Source organism: Streptomyces sp. NPDC047917, assembly GCF_043204345.1.
GTDB lineage: Bacteria > Actinomycetota > Actinomycetes > Streptomycetales > Streptomycetaceae > Streptomyces > Streptomyces sanglieri.
The window spans coordinates 20045-38460 of the sequence record NZ_JBIDCA010000013.1 but is presented as its reverse complement, the minus strand read 5'-3'; the positions used below and the strand labels follow the sequence as shown (position 1 = coordinate 38460).

Genomic DNA, 18416 nt, shown 5'->3' with positions numbered 1-18416 from the left:
CACCATGCAGGCAACCCTCTCGTCCACCTGGCCGACGCTGCTGCGGCGGCTGGAGTTCGTGGCCTACCCGGCGGCCGCCGGGGCCGCGTTCACCGTGCTCTCGCTCGGTGTCGTGACCTGGCTTCCCGCGCTCGCCGCGATGGGGCACGCCCTCCAGCGGTGGCGGGCGGAGGGTGACAGCCGCTGCTTCACCAACACCTTCGCCGCCTTCCCGCAGTACTGGCGGTCCCTGTGGCGCCACTCCCTGGCGTCCACCGCAGCGGCCGTCGTACTGGCCGTCAACATCGTCCATCTGCTGGGCCGTCCGGAGCCGTGGACGTTCGTGCTGCTCGCCGCGCAGGTGGGCATCGCAGCCGCCCTCACCATCCACCATGTGGCGCTGGCGGCCGAGGCGGGCCGCTCGCCGCACGGAACGGTCCGCGCCTGGTCCCGCGGTGCGCTGGCCCTCGGCTTCGGGTCGGCGGCCCGTGGCACCGCACTGCTCGGCGCAGTGATCTCCGCCGCGCTGATCTCGCTCGTCGTACCGCTGGGGCCCCTGCTCCTCGGCCCCAGCATCCCCGTACTGCTCGCTCTGTCCTTCGCAGACCCCAGGAGGCACACCCCATGAGCCGTGTACTGCGCACCACCCTCGTCGCCGCGCTCGCCGCCGGCGCGCCGCTCGCCTTCCCGCCGCCGTCCGTCGCCGCCGAGGCCGCCACGGCGTACTACGTGTCGCCGTCCGGCAGCGACTCCAACGCCGGTACGTCGGCGGGGGCCCCGCTCGCCACGATCCAGAAGGCGGTCGATCTTGCGCCGACGGGCGCGGTGGTGAACCTCGCCGCCGGTACGTACAAGCAGGACGTGGTGACCAAGCGCGCCGGTGTCACCGTCACCGGACCGGCAAACGCCGTGGTGAAGGGGGCCGGCGACGCCCGGATCATCCAGGTGCAGCACGACTCGACGACGCTCAGCGGCTTCACCGTGGACGGGCTGCACGGGTCGTCCACCGATGTGTCGGGTTACCGCCTCAAGCTCATCTATGTCATGAGCACGACTCCCGGCAACGGTGTGGGCGGTCTGCGCATCACCGGGATGACACTGAAGAACGCCGCCGACGAGTGCCTCCGGGTGCGCTATCTGGTGACCGGCGCGGACATCTCCGACAACACGATCACCAACTGCGGGGTCAACGACTTCAAGTTCGGCGGCGGCGGCAAGAACGGCGAGGGCATCTACCTCGGCACCGCCCCGGAGCAGCAGGGGGCGAACGGCGCCCCGGACGCGGCCCCCGACATCAGCAGGAACAACCGCATCCATCACAACACCATCGCCACCCAGGGCAACGAGTGCGTGGACGTGAAGGAGAACTCGACCAACAACTACGTCGAGTACAACGACTGCAGCGGGCAGAAGGACTCCAGCTCCGGCGGCCTGGACGCGCGCGGCAGCGGCAACATCTTCCGTTACAACACCATTCACGACAACGTCGGTTCGGGCATCCGGCTCGGCGGTGACACCGCGACCGACGGCGTGAACACCAGTATTTACGGCAACACCATCACCGGTAACGCGGGCGGCGGCATCAAGTTCATGCGCACCCCGCAAGGTCCGGTGTGCACCAACACCATGAGCGGCAACACCGGTGGCGACGCGGTCGGCACCTACGGCGGCGAGTACGACCCGACGGGTGCGTGCCCCCAGTGACCGGGCGAGGGCCCGCGAGACGCGGGGTACTGACGGCGGCGGCCTCTCTGGCGGCGGTCGCGGCCACGGCGCCCGGGGCGCAGGCGGCCGAGCGGTCGGGCGGCGGCGCGGCCCGGTCGCGCTGGACGACGTCGTGGGCGACCGCGCAGACCGCGCCGACCGCCACGGACACGGTGGCGAGCGCCGGCCTGACCGACGGCACGTGCGTCGCCAACGTACGGCTCTCCGCGGGCGGAAACGTCCGGCTGCGCTACGCACACGCCTTCGGCACGGTCCCGGTCCTGGTCGGCCCGGTGACGGCGGGCGGCCTGCCGGTGACGTTCGGCGGCCGGCGGCAGGCGTGGCTCGCCGCGGGGTCCTCGCTGACCAGCGACGCGGTCGCCGGGCTGCGTGCCCCGCAGGCCTCGCGGCTGACGGTCGAGACCCGGCTTCCCGGCCCCACCGGTCCGCTCTCCTTCCACCGCAACACCCACGCCTCGCACTCCGTCGACGGCGAGCGCACCACCTCGGTGTTCCTGCTGGCGGGCGTCGACGTGACGGGGGCGCACGGGCCCGTGATCGCGGTGCTCGGCGACTCCATCACGGAGGGCGTCGGCACACCCGACGACGCCGATCTGCGCTGGCCCGACCAGCTGGCCAGGCGGCTGCCCGGCTCGGCCGTCGCCAATCTCGGCATCAGCGGCAACCGGCTGCTGCTGGACGACGCCAGGTTCGGGCCGGGCGGACAGTCCCGCTTCGACCGCGATGTGCTGTCGTTGCCCGGACTGCGCACCGTCCTCGTCCACCTCGGCGTCAACGACCTCCAGCAGCCGCCCAGCCAGACCGATCCGGCGCTCGTCCTGGCCGGGTACCGGCAACTGGTGCTGCGTGCCCGCAACGCCGGGCTGCGGACGGTCGGCGCGACCATCGCCCCGTTCGGCGGCTGGACCCGCTGGACGCCCGAGCTCGAAGCGGTCCGGCAGCGGATCAACGCGGCGGTGCGCACCGGCCGGATCTTCGACGCCGTCGTCGACTTCGACGCGGCACTGCGCGACGCGCGGAACCCGGCACGGCTGCTGCCCGCGTACGACAGCGGGGACGGACTCCACCCCAACCCTTCCGGTCACGCCGCGCTGGCAGCGGCCGTCGACCGCCGAGATCTCCTGTGAGGGCCGCATGACGAACCCAGGCACCACTCCAGGCACCATTCCGGGCACCACCCGGCGCACCGTTCTCGCCGGGGCGGCGGCGCTCGGCGCGGCCGCCGCGCTTCCGCTGGCGCTCACCGCCGCCACGGGCACCGCGCACGCGACGACCCCGGCCGCCGTCACCGACGACCCCGCCTCTCTGCGCATCCGCTGGCACACCCTGCTCACCGGCGGCCCCGGCCTCGACCTGACGGACCCGCAGATCGCCGCCGCCGTGGCCCGGATCGGCAAGGCCGCGACCACCTCGGTCAAGGGTCTCGACCCGGCCCGGACCGACGGGCTGTTCCCCGATCTGACCAGCACCACGCTCTCCAACCATGTGACGACGTCGTTCAAGCGGCTCGCCACGGTCGCGACCGCCTGGGCCGTCCCCGGTACCCCGCAGTACGGCGACACCGCGCTGCGCGATCTGCTGCTGGCCGGCCTCGACTGGATGCTGACCAACCGCTACGGCGCCGACCACACCCGGTTCGACAACGACTGGGACTGGGAGATCGGCTCCGCGCTCGCCCTCAACGACGCGGCCGTGCTGCTGTACGACGTGCTGGGCACGGAGCGGCTGGGCCGGATCACCGCGGCCGTACGGCACTACACACCCGACCCGAACCTCTGGCGGGCCGACCGGCAGATCGCCACCGGTGCCAACCGGGTCTGGATCTCCACCGTGGTCGCCGTCAACGCGGTGCTCACCGGGACCGGCGGCGACCTGGCCCGGGTCCGTGACGCTCTTTCGGACGTCGAGGGTTCGGGCGCCAACAGCGTCCTCGCCTTCAACGACGCGAGCGCCGCGGCGGAGGGCACCGGCGAGGGCTTCTACTCCGACGGTTCCTTCCTCCAGCACTACAAGCACCCGTACAACGGCGGGTACGGCAAGGAGCTGCTGAACAACCTGTCCCGGCTGCTGAACCTCCTCGCCGGGACCGAGTGGGCGGTCACCGATCCCGACCTCGACAACATCCGCGGCTGGGTCGACGAGGGCTTCGACCCGCTGCTGGTGCGCGGCGACGTGATGGCCTCGGTGTGCGGGCGTGAGATCGCCCGGCCCAGCAAGCAGGGCCATGTGTCGGCGCAGACGGTCATCGAGGCGGTGGTGCGGCTGATCCCGAGCTTCCCCGGCGAGACGGCCGACCGTTTCACCTCCCTGGTCAAGCAGTGGATCGCCGAGGACACCTACCGGGACTTCCTGGCCGTCACCGACCTGGCGTCGCTGGTCGCCGCCCGGCAGGTCATCGCCTCCGCGGTGCCGGCGCGGGGGCCGCTGGTAGCGCACAAGCAGCACCCGCGGATGGACAAGGCGGCCCACCACCGGCCGTCGTTCGCGCTCGGCATCTCGGCGTACTCGTCCCGGATCTACAACTACGAGTCGATCCAGAACGAGAACCTGCACGCCTGGCACCTCTCCGACGGCATGGTCCTGCTCTACACCGACGACCTCGGCCACTACAGCGAGGACTACTGGCCGACCGTCGACCCGGCCCGGCTGCCCGGCACCACCGTCATCGCGGGTCGCCCGGCCGACGCGGCGGGGCAGCGCACCACCAGTACCGCCGACTGGACCGGCGGCACCTCGCTGCCCGGCACCACGCTCGGCGCGTACGGCATGGAGCTGCGCGCGTACGGCAGTTCGCTGCACGGGCTGAAGAGCTGGTTCTGTCTGGACGACGTGATCGCCTGCGTCGGCTCGGGCATCGGCGCCGACGCGGGCACGGCCGAGACGGTCGTGGAGAACCGGAAACTGCGCGACCCGAAGGCGGCCCTGCTGGTCAACGGCGTGGCGGCACCCACGGACGCCGGCTGGTCGGCCCGCCTCGACAAGGTCCGGTGGCTGCACGTGGCCGGAACCGGCGGCTATGTCTTCCCCGAGCCGGCCACGCTGAACGGTCTGCGCGAGGAGCGCACCGCGACCTGGCGCGAGATCAACCTCAAGTACGGCACGGACACCTCGGTCACCCGCCCGTATCTGACGCTCTGGCAGGACCACGGTGCCGCACCGAGCGGGGCCGGCTACTTCTGGCTCCAGGCCCCGGCCGCCTCGGCCGAGCGGACCGAGCAGTGGTCGGCCGCGCCGCCGGTGAAGCTGATCGCCCGCTCCACCGCCGTGCACGCGGTGCAGCGCTGCGCGGACGGGCTGGTCGCCGCGAACTTCTGGACCGCCGGCACCGTCCGGGACCTCGCCTCGGACGGCCCCGCCTCGGTGCTGGTGCGGCCGGACGGGAAGACGGTGAAGGTGTCGCTCTCCGACCCGACCCAACTGCGGTCCTCGGTCGTGCTGGACCTGGCACAGCGTGGCCTGAGCCTCGTCTCCGCCGATCCCGGAGTCAGCGCCGCGCCCAGGGGCAACGGCATCAGGATCACCGCCGACACCGCCGGACGCCACGGCGCAACCCTCAACCTCACCCTGAAGAGGAGCTAGACCCTTGCTGTTCGACATGCCTCTGGACCGGCTGCGCGACTACCGGCCGGAGCCGGAGGAGCCGGCCGACTTCGACGCCTTCTGGGAGAAGACGCTCACCGAAACGGCCCGCCACGACCTGGACGCCCAGTTCGTTCCGTACGACGCCGGGTTCGCGACCACCGACGTGTTCGACGTGACGTTCCGGGGCTGGGGCGGGCAGCCGGTCAAGGCCTGGCTGATGCTGCCGAAGACGCGTTCCGGACCGCTGCCCGCCGTGGTGCAGTACATCGGCTACAACGGCGGCCGGGGCATCCCGTACTCCTGGCTGACCTGGAGCGCGCTCGGCTACGCCCATCTGGTGATGGACAACCGGGGCCAGGGCGGCGGCGGCAAGAACACCGCGGACACTGCGGACATCGGTCCGGACGGGCACGGCTCCTCCTCGCCCGGCTTCCTGACCCGCGGCATCGAGGACCCCTACCGCCACTACTACCGGCGGCTGATCACGGACGCGGTGCGGGCGGTCGACGCGGCGAAGGCCCATGAGGCGGTGGACGCCTCCCGGGTGGCCGTCCTCGGCGGCAGCCAGGGCGGCGGGCTGGCGCTGGCCGTCGCCGGACTGCGGGACGACATCGCGGCCACCGTCGCCGATGTGCCGTTCCTCTGCCACTACCGGCGCGCCTCGCAGATCACGGACGCCGGACCGTACGCGGAGATCGCCCGCTGGCTGTCCGGGCACCGCTTCCGGATCGACGAGGCGATGGAGACGCTGTCCTACTTCGACGGGGTCAACTTCGCGGCGCGGGCGAGTGCCCCGGCGTGGTTCTCGGTCGGTCTGATGGACAAGATCTGTCCGTCGTCCACGGTGTTCGCCGCCTACCACCGCTATGCGGGTCCGGCCGAGATCGAGGTGTTCCCGTACAACGGGCACGAGGGCGGCGCCGAGTACGACCTGCCGCGCAAGCTCGGCGCGCTGCGGGGCGTGTTCGGCGGGTAGCGCACCACGGTCACCGGCCCAGCGCCGCCATCGCGGCGTTGTGGCCGGGCACCCCGCTGACCCCGCCGCCGCGCACCGCACCGGCCCCGCACAGCAGCACATTGGCGTGCGCCGTCTCCACCCCCCACCGGCCGGTGGACTCCGTGGCGTACGGGAAGGCCAGATCCCGGTGGAAGATGTGGCCGCCGGGCAGCCGCAGGTCCCGCTCCAGGTCGAGCGGGGTCTTCGCCTCGATGCACGGTTCCCCGTTCTCGTCGCGGGCCAGGCAGTCGGTGACCGGCTCCTCCAGGTGCGCGTCGAGCTCGGCGAGCGTCGCGGCGAGCAGTTCGGCGCGGGTCGCCGCGTTGTCGGCGGCGAAGAGCCGGGCGGGGGTGTGCAGACCGAAGAGGGTGAGGGTCTGGTAGCCCCGGGCGGCCAGATCCGGACCGAGGATCGACGGGTCGGTCAGCGAGTGGCAGTAGATCTCGGAGGGCGGGGCGGCGGGCAGCCGCCCCGCAGCCGCGTCCCGGTAGGCGTCGGCGAGCTGCCCGTACCCCTCGGCGATGTGGAACGTGCCGGCGAATGCCTCGCGCGGGTCGACGGAGCGGTCGCGGAGCCGCGGCAGCCGGGTGAGCAGCATGTTCACCTTCAGCTGCGCGCCCTCGGCCGGGGCGGGCGGTTCGTCCCCGAGGAGGGCGGCGAGCGCCTGCGGCGAGGCGTTGACCAGGACCTTGCGGGCCGCGACGACGTGTTCGGAGCCGGGTGAGCGGACGGTGATCTCGGCGCGTGTTCCGTCGGTCTCGATCCGGGTCGCCTCGTGCCCGACCCGGATCTGTGCCCCGGCCTCGCGGGCGGCCCTCGCCAGGGCGTCGGTGAGCGCGCCCATCCCGCCGACGGGGACGTCCCAGTCGCCGGTCGCGCCGCCGATGACGTGGTACAGGAAGCAGCGGTTCTGGAGCAGTGAGGGATCGTGCGCGTCGGCGAAGGTGCCGATCAGAGCGTCGGTGAGGACGACTCCGCGCACCAGGTCGTCGGCGAAGTTCTGCTCGACGGCGACGCCGACGGGCTCCTCGAAGAGCATCCGCCAGGCCTGCGGGTCGTCGATCCGCCCGCGCAGCGCGTCGCGGTCGGGCAGCGGCTCGGTGAGCGTCGGGAAGACGCGTTCGGCGACGTGCCGGGTCATGCCGTAGAACCGCTCCCACGCCCGGTACTCACGGTCGGATCCGGTGAGCGCGGCGAAGGAGTCCCGGGTTCCCTTCCCGCCGACGAGGAGTCCGGTGGCGCGGCCGCCGCGCACGGTCGGGGTGTACGAGGAGACGGTCCGCTTGCGCACCGTGAAGTCCAGTCCGAGCTCGCGGACGATCTTCCGCGGGAGCAGCGACACCAGGTACGAGTAGCGCGACAGGCGGGCGTCGACCCCGTCGAAGGGGCGGGTCGAGACCGCCGCTCCCCCGGTGGTGGCCAAGCGTTCCAGGACCAGGACGGACTGTCCGGCACGGGCGAGGTAGGCGGCGGCGACCAGACCGTTGTGGCCGCCGCCCACGATCACTGCGTCATAGCTGTCGGGTGCGGGCATGACCCTTCGTAGCACGGCGCGCTCACCGCTGACCAGAGGCCGCGGTGCCCGTTCAGTGCGGTGGCTGCTGTCCGCCGCGCAACGCCGCGACCTGTCGGTACAGCTCCACGGCCTCCGTTCCCCGGCCGAGCTGTTCCAGGCAGTGGGCCTCGTCGTTGCGGGCGGCGAGGGCGTCGGGGTGGCCCGGGCCCAGGAGCCGGTCGCGGGCCGCGGCGACCGTGCGGTAGACGGTGAGGGCGTCGGCCCAGCGGCCGAGCCAGCCGAGGCCGACGGCGACCTCTCGGCGGCTGACGAGGGTGTCGGCGTGGTCGGGGCCCAGGACACGTTCGCGGATCGCGCACACGTCGCGCGCTTCGGCCAGCGCCTCCTCCCAGCGGGCGAGACGCCCCAGGTTGACGCCGAGGCCGTGGCGGGCACGGAGCGTCTCCGGGTCGGTGGAACCGCCGACCCTGGTCCGGTCCGCCACGAGGGCGCGGTACAGCTCCAGGGCCTCCGCGCTGCGGCCGAGCCGGCCGAGGCTGATGCCGACCTCGTAGCGGGCGGAGAGTGTGTCGGGGTGGTCGGCGCCGAGCGACCGCGACCGGGCCCGGGCGACTTCCTGGTACGCCTGCAGGGCCTCCGTCCAGCGCCCCAGCCGTCCCAGGGTGTACGCCACCTCGTAGAGCGTGACCAGGGTGTCGGGGTGGTCGGCGCCCAGCAGCCGGCCGCGGGCCGACGCGACGTCCCTGGCCATCCGGTACGAGTCCTCCAGGCGCCCGAGGCGGCTGAGGTTGAAGGCGAGGTTGTGGCGGCAGCGCAGGGTGTCGGGGTGGTCGGGGCCCATCGACCGTTCCCGGGAGGCGAGAACCGTCGCGTACACCTGATGGGCCTCGAAGTGCCGGCCGAGCCGGCCCAGCACGTACGCCGTCTCCTGGCGGGCCGCCAGGGTCTCCGGGTGGTCGGGGCCGAGGGCGCGCTCGCGGCCCCGGGCGACGCGGTCGAACTCCCGCAGGGCGTCCGGGACACGTCCGGTGCGGCTGAGGGTGAAGCCGATCTCGTACCGGCTGGCGAGTGTGTCGGGGTGGTCGGGGCCGAGGGCGTGCTCCCGTTCGGCGGCGACCGCCCGGTGTACTTCGCCGGCCTCCTCCCAGTGGCCGAGGCGGCCCAGGTTGAGTCCCGCGCTGTGCCGGCTGGCGAGGACCGACAGCAGTTCCGGCGACGGGGTGGGCCGCTCGGCCCCGGCCGGCGGCAGTTCACCGGTCGGGCCGCGCAGATCGGTGCCGGTGGTCCACTCGCCGGTGAGCCCGGCCCAGTGATCGGGCGGGGCGAACCCGGGGTGGGTGCCGGTCGCCCTGTGACCGATCGTCATGGAGTGGGCCCAGGCCGGCAGCTGCTGCCCCGGCCGTACGACGGGAACGGGCGGTGCCAGCGGTACCTGCCCGGTGGGCGGCAGGTGCGGCTGCTCACCGGTACGGCCGACGGCGATCCGCTGCCGGAGGTCGCCCGCGTCGAAGGGGCGCTCCTCGGGGGTCTTGGCCAGCAGTTCCAGTACCACACGGTCGAAGAAGCCCGGGAGTTCGGCCCGGTGGGTGCGCAGCGGCCGGGGCTGGGTGTCGCGGTGTCCGACCAGGACGGCCCAGGCGTCGTCGAGGTCGAACGGCGGTACCCCGGTGGCGATCTCGTACAGCACGCAGCCCAGTGAGTAGAGGTCGCTGCGGTGGTCGATCTGGCCGCCGCTGATCTGCTCGGGCGACATGTAGTGCGGGGTGCCCATGGCGATGCCGGTGCCGGTGAGGCGGGAGGTGAAGCCGATGTCGTGGCCGAGCCGGGCGATACCGAAGTCGCAGATCTTCACCGTGCCGTCGGCCAGCCGCATGATGTTGGCGGGTTTGAGGTCGCGGTGCACGATGCCCTGCTGGTGGGTGTAGCCGAGGGCGTCGGCCACCTGCTCGGCGATGTCGACGACGTCGGGCACCGGCAGCGGGTGCTGTTTGTTGTCCTCCAGGAGCTGGCTGAGGTTGCGCCCGTCGAGGAGTTCCATGACCAGGTAGAGGACGCCCTCGTGCTCGCCGAAGTCGTGGACGACGGTGACGCCCCGGTGCTGGAGTGCGGCGGCGACCCGGGCCTCGCGGCGGAAGCGTTCGCGCAGGACGCGGGTGAAGGACTGGTCGTGCTGGGACCCCATGGGCTTGAGGCACTTGACGGCGACATGGCGGCCGAGCGATTCGTCGCGGGCGCGCCACACCTCTCCCATGCCTCCGCGCCCGATCAGATCGAGCAGTCGGTACCGGCTCTGGATCAGCCTGGTGTCCGCCATCGCCTGCTGTCGCCCCCGTTTGTTCTGCCTGCTGTCTGCTGCTGCGCCCTCCCCGGCCCGTCCAGTATGGCGGCCCCGCCGCGCAGTCTGTACGGGGTGGGGCGGCTGCCGGGACCCAGCCGGGCCATCGCGTTCGGAATGTGACCGGTCGGGAGTCGCCGGCGGCGCCGGGCGGGGATGCGGCCCCGCACGGTTCCGGCGGTGCGCGGACGGCGGTCGACGGTGTGCACCGGTGCGACGGGGCTGCCGTGGAGCTCGTGGGCGTACGGGAGCAGTGACCGGTGGGCGAGTGCCGCGACGCGCCGCCACAGCGGGGCCCGCGCATCCGGGTTCTGCGTGCCGCCGCGCACGGCGCGCGGATGCAGCGCCTGGAGGCGGAGCGCCCGGACCCCTGCGATCCACGTCATCGGGTCGCCGTGCATCTGCCAGGTCACGGATTCGGGCCCCAAGAGCCCCGGGTCGGCGTCCGCCATGCTGTGCGCACCTCCCCGCCTGGCGACTTACTCACGCGAAGGATACGTGCGGGCACCGACATCTCCCAGGGGTGCGTGCGCGGGTGCCCGGAGGGCCCGTTGCGGTGCACCTGCCTACCTCCGGGGTCCGTCGTTGGATCAGGCCGGATCAGGGAACGGGGCCCGGTGTCGTGCATCGCAGGGCGGAGGAGGGAGTCGGGGTGGCGCCCTGGCGACCGACGACAACGCGGCGGGGCGCGGCACCGGGCCACACGAGCCCGGCGTGATCCGAACGAGAGGCCCCAGGGTGACCGCAACGGGCTCCCCGGTCGTCGGGCCGCGCTGACCTGGGGCGCGGTCCGACGGCCGGGGCCGGCGCGGCCCGAGCGAGGTGATCGTTAATCTGTCCCTCCCTGCCATCGGGCGGGGAGAACAGGGGTGGGACATGCACAGACGAATGCAGGTGGCCTCCGTGATGGCGGCGGTGGCGATCGGGATGACGGTGGCGCCGGCCGCGCATGCCGAGGGGCGGGGCGACATCCGGGTCGTCAAGACCGTGGTGAACGGCGGAAACAGTGTGATCGTCGGGGTCAAGGCCCCCAAGCAGTTCCCGATCACCATGACCATCAAGGACAACTCGGGGGTGAAGGGGGTCACCGACGTGTCCGCGTTCACCACGAAGGGTGGTCACGGGCCCGTGGACCACCTCGGGACGACGTGCCGGAAGACCAGCTCGACGACGTCCGTGTGCACCGCGACGATGCGGATCGACCCCACCTGGATCGACTTCTACGGAAGTGGCAACGAGGGCTGGGACGCCAACGCGGTCGCGGGGACCTGGCAGGTCAACGCCACGGTCAAGGCCAACGACAGCAGCTACTGGATCTCCGACCGCATCGCCCTGTTCAAGGTCAAGCGCGCCGCGACCCTGACCACGGTCGCCACGCCCGAACCGGTCGGGAAGGGCGGCACGCTGACCGTCACCGGAAAGCTGTCGCGGGCCAACTGGACGGACCTGAAGTACCACGCGTTCACCAAGCAGGTGGTGAAGCTGCAGTACAAGAAGCCCGGTGGCAGGTACAGCACCGTGAAGACGGCGACCACGGACAGTAAGGGCCACCTCCGGGCCACGGTGAAGGCCACCGCCTCGGGCAGCTGGCGCTGGGCCTTCCTCGGGACGACCACGACGATGAAGGTCGTCGCCACCGGCGACGCCGTCACGGTGAAGTGACCACGCGGCGGGCCGGAAACGGCCCGCCGACGCGGCACGGTGTCCGGGGCGCGCGAGGGGACTTGGTTCCCGTTGCCGGTCCCGTGCCGGTCGTCCCACCGCTCGGCGGGTGCTCTCCTCCGCGCGACCGTCTCGGGCGGGATGACGCTCCGGCTGCTCACGCCTGTTCCTCCCGCGCTGCGGCCGGGCTCGCCTCGATGGCCTCCTCGTCCGACATCCCGCTGCGCGTCAGGTCGCGCGAGCGCCACGGATCGTCGCAGCTCGTCCAGGTGCGGTTGATCGCCTCCTGAAGCCGGGACAGATAGGCCTCGCCGTCACGTTCGTACCGCCTCACCTCGGCGGTCTCCAGGCGGATCAGCCTCGACCCGGCTTCTCGATTGCGCCCCGACTCAGCCCGGGGATCAGGGTGCTGAGCCCCGTGAAGCCGCGCGGCGCCGCCCCGGTGGGCTGGACATGGAAGAGGATCGCCGTCACCGCCCCGTCCCGGAGCATGATCCCGCCGTCCGAGCCGAACGTCAGATACCGGTCGTGGTGCGCGGGCGCACCGACCTCGAAGTCGCTGATCACCTGATTCGAGCCGAGCAGATCGATGACACGCCGCACGGGGAATTGCAACCCCAGTAGGCAGCCACACCGTGGGGAAGTCGAGGCCTGGACGGACGGAGGACAGCGCTGTGTCGGAGCAGCCCGGACCGCCAGGTGAGCCGATCGACGCCTCATTCCGGAGGGGTGAGCGCGCGGGCGACCCGGACCGCGTCCGCTGTCGCCCGTACGGCGTGGACGCGGACGGCCCAGGCGCCTTCGTGGGCGGCGATGGCGGACAACGCGGATGTCGCCGCGTCCCTGGCACGAGCTGGTGGTGGTGTGCCGTCCGGCCCCGCCAGGACGTGTCCTAGGAACCGCTTGCGGGAGCCGCCGACCAGGACGGGGCGGCCGAGGGTGCGGAGGTCGGCCAGTCCTGCCACCAGGGCAAGGTCGTGGCGAGCCTCCTTGGCGAATCCGAGGCCGGGGTCGACCACCAGGCGCTCCGCCGCGATGCCGGCGGCGAGCGCGGCGTCGACGCGGTCCTGGAGTTCCGCGACAACCTCTGCCACCACGTCGCCGTAGACGGCCCGGCTGTTCATGTCGTGGCTGAAGCCGCGCCAGTGCATCAGCACGAAGGGGACGCCGCAGTCAGCGACGGTGGGGATCATGCCAAGGTCGGCGAGTCCTCCGCTGACATCGTTGACGAGCACTGCTCCTGCTTCGACGGCACACCGGGCGACGGTGGCGCGCATTGTGTCGACGGAGACCAGTGCTCCCTCGGCGGCCAGCTCCCGGACGACCGGGATGACCCGCCGCATTTCCTCGTCCTCGTCGACGCGGGAGGCACCGGGCCGGGTCGACTCGCCGCCGACGTCCACCAGGTCGGCGCCGTCTGCCACCAGGCTCAGGCCGCGCTTGACCGCAGCGGCCGTGTCGAACCAGTGGCCGCCGTCCGAGAAGGAGTCCGGGGTCACGTTGACGACGCCCATCACCGCGCAGCGGTCCCAGTCGGGCAGGCCTTCGACGGCGCCGCGTCCGCGGCGGCGGTCGGACCTGTGTACGGCGGTGCTCATGATGGAGACTCCGCCCGGTGGACAAGGTGCCGACGGTACGCCTCGGTGGTGAAGAAGGCCGGCAGCTCCCGGCTGAGGACCGTGTGCTCCAGGATCTCGCGGGCCTCGGCCACCCGTGCGTCAGGGCGTTCGCCGACCAGGGCAGAGCACTCCTGATCGATGAGTCCGAGCAGCGCGTCTCGGCCGATCAGCCGGTGCCGCAGCCACTGCCAGAGCTGGGTGCGGGTGATCTCGGCGGTGGCCGTGTCTTCCAGCAGTCCGTCCAGAGCCACGGCTCCGCGTCCGCGCAGCCAGGCATCGAAATACCTGAGTGCGACTGCGACGTTCGTACGGATGCCCTCCGGGACCGGGGGTACAACGGCCCGCCTGACGGAGAGCAGGTCCGACGGCTGGATGTCCGACGACGCTCGTCGGTCCTCGATCTGGTGGGGCCGGCCGGCGAGCACACCGTCGAATGCCTCGCGGCACACGGGTACCAGTGCGGGGTGTCCCACCCACGCGCCGTCGAAGCCCTCCGCAGCCTCGCGCCCGGCGTCGAGGCGCACCTTGGCCCGCACAGCACGGTGGTTCGCCGGGTCGTCGCCCGGCACGTGGGTGACCATGCCGCCGATGGCGTGCGCGCCGCGGCGGTGGCAGGTACGGACGAGGAGTTCCGCGTAGGCCCGCATGAACGGGGCGTTCATGGTGACGGCGGTCCGGTCCGGGAGCAGGAAGTCGGTGCCGTATCCGAAGGTCTTGAGCAGGCTGAACAGGTAGTCCCGGCGTCCGGCGTTGAGCCCTGCGGAGTGCTCGCGCAGTTCGTAGAGGATCTCCTCCATCTCGAAGGCCGCCGGGACGGTCTCGATCAGCGCGGTGGCCCGGATCGTGCCCTGCGGGATCCCGAGGAGGTCCTGGGAGAGGACGAACACGTCATTCCACAGGCGTGCCTCGTGCCGGTTCTCCAGTTTGGGCAGGTAGAAGTACGGGCCGCTGCCCTGGTCGATCTGCCGCACCGCGCAGTGGAAGAAGTACAGGCCGAAGTCGACGAGCGCGGCCGGCAACGCCCGTCCGTCGTTCGTGAGGTGCGCCTCGTCCAGGTGCCGGCCTCGCGGGCGGACCATGATGGTGGGCAGCCGGTCCTCCCCTCCTTCCGAGGGCGCGAAGTCGCTCCGGTGCTTTACGGCATCGAGCAGCGTCAACTGGCCCGCGATGACGTTCTCCCAGGTGGGGGACGTGGCGTCTTCGAAGTCGGCCGTCCACACCTGCGCACCCGAGTGGAGGGCGTCGAGCGCCGCACCCCGCTCGGGCGGCACGGTGATCTCCACTCTGCGGTCGGTCAGGCCGGGTGCGGGAGGAGCGACCTGCCAGTTCGTGTCGTCGCGTACCGCCGAGGTGGCTCGGGGGAAGTCCAGGCGGGAACCCGAGGCGAGCCGGTCGGAACGGTGGCGGCGCTCCGTGAGGACGTCTGCGCGCCGCTTCGCGAAGGCCGAATCCAGCCGGGCGAGGAAGTCCAGGGCCGCTGAGGTGAGGATCTCCTCGAAACGGGGACCCGGAGCACCGAGAACCTCGGCGCGACGGAAGGTTGCTGGCGGTGGCATACGGTCTCTCCAAGCGAGACGAGTGGGACGGGCTGGACGGGCGGGGCGAGCGTGACGTGACGGAAAGCGCGGGAGCGCGACGGGTGCCGGCCGTCAGCGGATGACTTGCCGGTTTCGGCCCACCCGCCTGCTGCACGGGGCGCGGTGCGGGACCGCCCCGTCGTCGACCGGCGATGCTCCGCGCCTGCCCCAGCAGTCGGGGTGTGGTGGCCAGCAGTGCCTGAACCCGGCTGTCGGGATCGGTCCGTCGCGCGGACGGCCCTTCGGCCTCCAGTGCTCGCACCAGCGCTTCCAGGAAGCCCGACAGGGCCACCAGTTCGTCGCGGACGACGCGGAGCCGGGATCCCATTCCGCCGACTTGGCGTCGCATGGCGGCCAGTTCACCGTATTCCTTGGGCGTCAGCGCCACCATGGGCCGCCCGTCGGCCACGATGTGCCGGGGTTTGTGTCCGGCCACAGGTGACCTTCCGTCGCTCGGCCCGCCGTGGCGGGTCCGTCCCGTCTCTCTTGGCCTGTCGCGGGGGGGGGGGGGGGGGGGGGGGGGGCGCCGCCCCCCGGGGGGGTGGGGGTTTTGTTGTGGGGGGGGGGCGGGGGTCTCGCCCGCGGGCGGCGGCGGGCCGAGCGAGGGGGCGGGCGGGGGGGGCGGGGCCCGCCGGGGGGGGGGGGGGGCGCGGCGCGGCGGGCCGCGGGGGGGGGGGGGGGGGGGGGGGGCCCCCCCCCCCCGCGACATGATTGATCAGGAGTTGTCGGTCGTCAGCTCCGTACGGACTTCACGCGCGGCAGCGACGAGGCTCTCCAGGGAGGCGCGGGTCTCGGTCCAGCCGCGAGTCTTCAGACCGCAGTCGGGGTTGACCCACAGCCGTTCGGCGGGGATCGCCTTCAAGCCGGTGCGCAGCAGGTTCGCGGCTTCTTCGGTGCTGGGAACGCGCGGAGAGTGGATGTCCCAGACTCCGGGGCCGGCCTCGCGGGGGTAGCCGTGGGCGGCGAGTTCGCGGGCGACCTGCATGTGGGAGCGGGTGGCCTCCAGGCTGATGACGTCGGCGTCGAGGTCGTCGATGGCCTGAACGATGTCGCCGAACTCGGCGTAGCACATGTGGGTGTGAATCTGCGTGACCGGCCGGACGCCACTGGTGGTGAGCCGGAAGGACTCGGTGGCCCAGCCCAGGTAGGCGGCGTGGTCGGCGGCGCGCAGCGGGAGGGTCTCGCGCAGAGCGGGCTCGTCGACCTGGATCACGGACGTTCCGGCCGCCTCCAGGTCGTTCACCTCGTCGCGGAGGGCGAGGGCGACCTGGATGGCGGTCTCGCCGAGTGGCTGGTCGTCGCGTACGAAGGACCAGGCGAGCATGGTGACCGGGCCGGTCAGCATGCCCTTGACCGGCTTCGAGGTCAGGGACTGGGCGTACGAGGTCCAGCGGACGGTCATCGGCTCGGGGCGGGAGATGTCCCCGGCCAGCACCGGCGGCCGCACGTAGCGGGTGCCGTAGGACTGCACCCAGCCGTGCTGGGTCGCGAGGTATCCCGTCAGCTGCTCGGCGAAGTACTGGACCATGTCGTTGCGTTCGGGCTCGCCATGGACGAGGACGTCGATGCCGGTCTTCTCCTGGAAGGAGATCACCTCCTCGATCTCGCCCTTGATGCGGGACTCGTACCCGGCGGCGTCGATCCGCCCGGCGCGGAGGTCCGCCCGGGCGACGCGCAGTTCGTCGGTCTGCGGGAAGGACCCGATGGTGGTCGTCGGCAGGAGCGACAGGCCCAGGTGCGCCCGCTGGGCGACGGTACGTTCGGCGTACGGCTGGGCGCGACGCCCGTCGGCATCCGTGACGGCGGCAGTGCGGGCCCGAACGGCCGGGTCGTGAGTGAGGGCGGAGGCTGCCCGGGAGGCCAGGTCGGCGCGGTTGGCGGCGAGTTCGGGCGCGATCGCGGCGGTGCCCTGGGCGAGTCCGCGGGCCAGGGTGGCGATCTCCTGCGTCTTCTGGCGGGCGAAGGCGAGCCAGCGGCGGACCTGCGGGTCGATGTCCCGCTCGGCCCAGGCGTCGAGCGGGACGTGCAGGAGGGAGCAGGAGGCGGCGACGTCGACCCGTTCGGCGAGGCCGAGGAGGGTGCCAAGAGTGGTCAGGGACTTCTGGTAGTCGTTGATCCAGATGTTGCGGCCGTTGACCACACCCGCGACGAGGCGCTTGCCGGGCAGGCCGCCCACGGAGGCCAGGTCGTCGAGGTTGGCCGCGCCGCTGTCGGTGAAGTCGAGCCCGATGCCTTCGACGGGAGAGGCCGCGAGGGCCTGGAGCGCATCGCCCAGCCGGCCGAAGTACGAGGCAACGAGCAGCTTGGGCCGTTCGGTCAGGGCGCCGAGCTCGCGGTAGGCGCGGGCGGCGGCGTTCAGGTCGGCCGGGGTGCGGTCCTGGACCAGCGCCGGTTCGTCGAGCTGCACCCACTCCGCTCCGGCGGCCCGCAGGTCGGCGAGAACCTGTGCGTACACGGGCAGCAGCCGGTCCAGCAGGGTCAGCGGCTCGAAGTCGGCGGCGACGCCGGGAGCCGGCTTGGCCAGCAGGAGGTAGGTGATCGGGCCGACGAGGACCGGCCGAGCGGTGTGGCCCAGCGCCAGGGCCTCCTCCAGCTCGGCCACCTGCTTGGACGAGTCCGCCGTGAAGACGGTGTCCGGGCCGACCTCGGGGACCAGGTAGTGGTAGTTGGTGTCGAACCACTTGGTCATCTCCAGCGGGGCGACGTCCTGGGTGCCGCGCGCCATGGCGAAGTAGCCGTCCAGGGCGTCCACGTCGACGGCCGCGCGGTGGCGTGCGGGGACAGCGCCGACCATGACGCTGGTGTCCAGCACGTGGTCGTAGTACGAGAAGTCGCCGGTCGGTACCTCGGTGATGCCGGCCTCGGCCAGTTGCCGCCAGTTCGAGCGGCGCAGTTCGGCGGCGGCGCCCCGGAGGGCGTCGGCAGTGACGTGACCCTTCCAGTAGCCCTCGACGGCCTTCTTCAGTTCGCGGTTCTGGCCCTGGCGGGGGTAGCCGTACGCGGTGGCTCGTACTGTCGCGGCTGCGGGCTTCGCTGTCACGGAACTCTCCTTCGCGAGATGTGTCCAGGAACATCCCGGCGACGGGACGCGGACGCGAAGGGAACGACAGAACACACGGACCACGCAACGGAATCAAGGCCGCACGTGCCGCTCGCTGTGTACGCCGACCCGCCCACGAGGTCACCGGGATATCCGCGCACGGCATCGGCCGCGCACGGGCAACGGGCAGGTCTTCGGACTCGCGGGCACGCCTGCCGGTCTCCCGGCGGGCACCTACTGGCCGTCGCTTCCCAGGACCGTTGTCCGATCCCAGTGCGTATGACGGCGGTCGTTCCCGCTCACCGCTGCGGGGCAGTCCCGGATTCCCACCGGGTTCCCTCTTACGACGCATCCCGCCTGGCGGACGGGGCGAACCAGCTGCAC

At 72.3% G+C, this 18416-nt stretch carries 14 protein-coding genes and 1 riboswitch; of the genes, 6 read left to right on the top strand and 8 right to left on the bottom strand.

Translation table 11 applies throughout. The features are described 5' to 3' along the window. The first annotated feature begins 4 nt into the window (after positions 1-4). The 5 genes from ACGF8B_RS29810 to ACGF8B_RS29790 are packed head-to-tail and all read left to right on the top strand — an operon-like array spanning position 5 to position 6262. Positions 5-607 (top strand): DUF624 domain-containing protein, encoded by a 603-nt coding sequence (locus ACGF8B_RS29810; RefSeq protein ID WP_392744743.1) that lies wholly within the window; start codon positions 5-7, stop codon positions 605-607. Then, positions 604-1683 carry a DUF1565 domain-containing protein gene (locus tag ACGF8B_RS29805; protein WP_392744740.1) on the top strand — a complete coding sequence of 360 codons (1080 nt, stop codon included), beginning with the start codon at positions 604-606 and terminating at the stop codon, positions 1681-1683. The genes ACGF8B_RS29810 and ACGF8B_RS29805 overlap by 4 nt, the downstream gene beginning before the upstream one ends. Then, on the top strand, positions 1680-2831 hold the full coding sequence (locus ACGF8B_RS29800) for an SGNH/GDSL hydrolase family protein (RefSeq protein ID WP_392744739.1): 1152 nt from the start codon (positions 1680-1682) through the stop codon (positions 2829-2831). Before ACGF8B_RS29805 ends, ACGF8B_RS29800 begins: the two co-directional genes overlap by 4 nt. Before the next feature lie 7 nt (positions 2832-2838). Beyond that, the gene (locus ACGF8B_RS29795; protein ID WP_392744736.1) at positions 2839-5283 is read left to right on the top strand and encodes a polysaccharide lyase 8 family protein; all 2445 of its coding nucleotides are present in this window, start codon (positions 2839-2841) and stop codon (positions 5281-5283) included. A gap of 4 nt (positions 5284-5287) precedes the next feature. Next, a complete protein-coding gene (locus ACGF8B_RS29790; protein ID WP_392744733.1) occupies positions 5288-6262 on the top strand; it encodes an acetylxylan esterase in 975 nt (324 codons plus the stop codon). A gap of 10 nt (positions 6263-6272) precedes the next feature. Here the strand turns inward: ACGF8B_RS29790 and ACGF8B_RS29785 are convergent, their stop codons facing one another. Genes ACGF8B_RS29785 through ACGF8B_RS29775 form a run of 3 tightly spaced genes read right to left on the bottom strand, consistent with a single transcriptional unit; the run spans position 6273 to position 10586 of the window. Next, positions 6273-7817, bottom strand: coding sequence for a phytoene desaturase family protein (locus ACGF8B_RS29785; protein ID WP_392744731.1), 1545 nt, complete (start codon positions 7815-7817; stop codon positions 6273-6275). A gap of 52 nt (positions 7818-7869) precedes the next feature. Then, complete coding sequence (locus ACGF8B_RS29780; protein WP_392744729.1) at positions 7870-10113, bottom strand: tetratricopeptide repeat protein; 2244 nt, start codon at positions 10111-10113, stop codon at positions 7870-7872. Further along, positions 10095-10586 carry a hypothetical protein gene (locus ACGF8B_RS29775; RefSeq protein WP_392744726.1) on the bottom strand — a complete coding sequence of 164 codons (492 nt, stop codon included), beginning with the start codon at positions 10584-10586 and terminating at the stop codon, positions 10095-10097. The genes ACGF8B_RS29780 and ACGF8B_RS29775 overlap by 19 nt, the downstream gene beginning before the upstream one ends. Before the next feature lie 424 nt (positions 10587-11010). On the opposite strand from ACGF8B_RS29775, the gene ACGF8B_RS29770 reads away from it, so the two are divergent. Continuing rightward, a complete protein-coding gene (locus ACGF8B_RS29770) occupies positions 11011-11796 on the top strand; it encodes a hypothetical protein (RefSeq protein WP_392744724.1) in 786 nt (261 codons plus the stop codon). A gap of 157 nt (positions 11797-11953) precedes the next feature. On the opposite strand, the gene ACGF8B_RS29765 is transcribed toward ACGF8B_RS29770, so the two are convergent. The 5 genes from ACGF8B_RS29765 to metE form a co-directional block, all read right to left on the bottom strand. Then, positions 11954-12130 carry a hypothetical protein gene (locus tag ACGF8B_RS29765; protein WP_392744721.1) on the bottom strand — a complete coding sequence of 59 codons (177 nt, stop codon included), beginning with the start codon at positions 12128-12130 and terminating at the stop codon, positions 11954-11956. A 20-nt stretch (positions 12131-12150) separates the two neighbouring features. Further along, positions 12151-12399, bottom strand: coding sequence for a hypothetical protein (locus ACGF8B_RS29760; protein WP_392744718.1), 249 nt, complete (start codon positions 12397-12399; stop codon positions 12151-12153). A gap of 113 nt (positions 12400-12512) precedes the next feature. Then, positions 12513-13394: a dihydropteroate synthase gene (gene folP / locus ACGF8B_RS29755; protein WP_392744715.1), complete on the bottom strand. Its 882-nt coding sequence runs from the start codon at positions 13392-13394 to the stop codon at positions 12513-12515. Continuing rightward, the gene (gene aceB / locus ACGF8B_RS29750) at positions 13391-14971 is read right to left on the bottom strand and encodes a malate synthase A (RefSeq protein ID WP_392744712.1); all 1581 of its coding nucleotides are present in this window, start codon (positions 14969-14971) and stop codon (positions 13391-13393) included. Before aceB ends, folP begins: the two co-directional genes overlap by 4 nt. Before the next feature lie 736 nt (positions 14972-15707). Beyond that, positions 15708-18032 carry a 5-methyltetrahydropteroyltriglutamate--homocysteine S-methyltransferase gene (gene metE / locus ACGF8B_RS29745; protein ID WP_392744710.1) on the bottom strand — a complete coding sequence of 775 codons (2325 nt, stop codon included), beginning with the start codon at positions 18030-18032 and terminating at the stop codon, positions 15708-15710. 188 nt (positions 18033-18220) lie between these two features. Continuing rightward, positions 18221-18376: riboswitch (cobalamin riboswitch) on the bottom strand. Between the last annotated feature and the right edge of the window lie 40 nt (positions 18377-18416).

Bases quoted from the DNA above. Each gene is read 5' to 3' on its own strand.
- ACGF8B_RS29795 (WP_392744736.1), top strand. From the start codon at position 2,839: ATGACGAACCCAGGCACCACTCCAGGCACCATTCCGGGCACCACCCGG.
- ACGF8B_RS29780 (WP_392744729.1), bottom strand. From the start codon at position 10,113: ATGGCGGACACCAGGCTGATCCAGAGCCGGTACCGACTGCTCGATCTG.
- ACGF8B_RS29805 (WP_392744740.1), top strand. From the start codon at position 604: ATGAGCCGTGTACTGCGCACCACCCTCGTCGCCGCGCTCGCCGCCGGC.
- ACGF8B_RS29775 (WP_392744726.1), bottom strand. From the start codon at position 10,586: ATGGCGGACGCCGACCCGGGGCTCTTGGGGCCCGAATCCGTGACCTGG.
- ACGF8B_RS29785 (WP_392744731.1), bottom strand. From the start codon at position 7,817: ATGCCCGCACCCGACAGCTATGACGCAGTGATCGTGGGCGGCGGCCAC.
- ACGF8B_RS29810 (WP_392744743.1), top strand. From the start codon at position 5: ATGCAGGCAACCCTCTCGTCCACCTGGCCGACGCTGCTGCGGCGGCTG.
- aceB (WP_392744712.1), bottom strand. From the start codon at position 14,971: ATGCCACCGCCAGCAACCTTCCGTCGCGCCGAGGTTCTCGGTGCTCCG.
- folP (WP_392744715.1), bottom strand. From the start codon at position 13,394: ATGAGCACCGCCGTACACAGGTCCGACCGCCGCCGCGGACGCGGCGCC.
- ACGF8B_RS29770 (WP_392744724.1), top strand. From the start codon at position 11,011: ATGCACAGACGAATGCAGGTGGCCTCCGTGATGGCGGCGGTGGCGATC.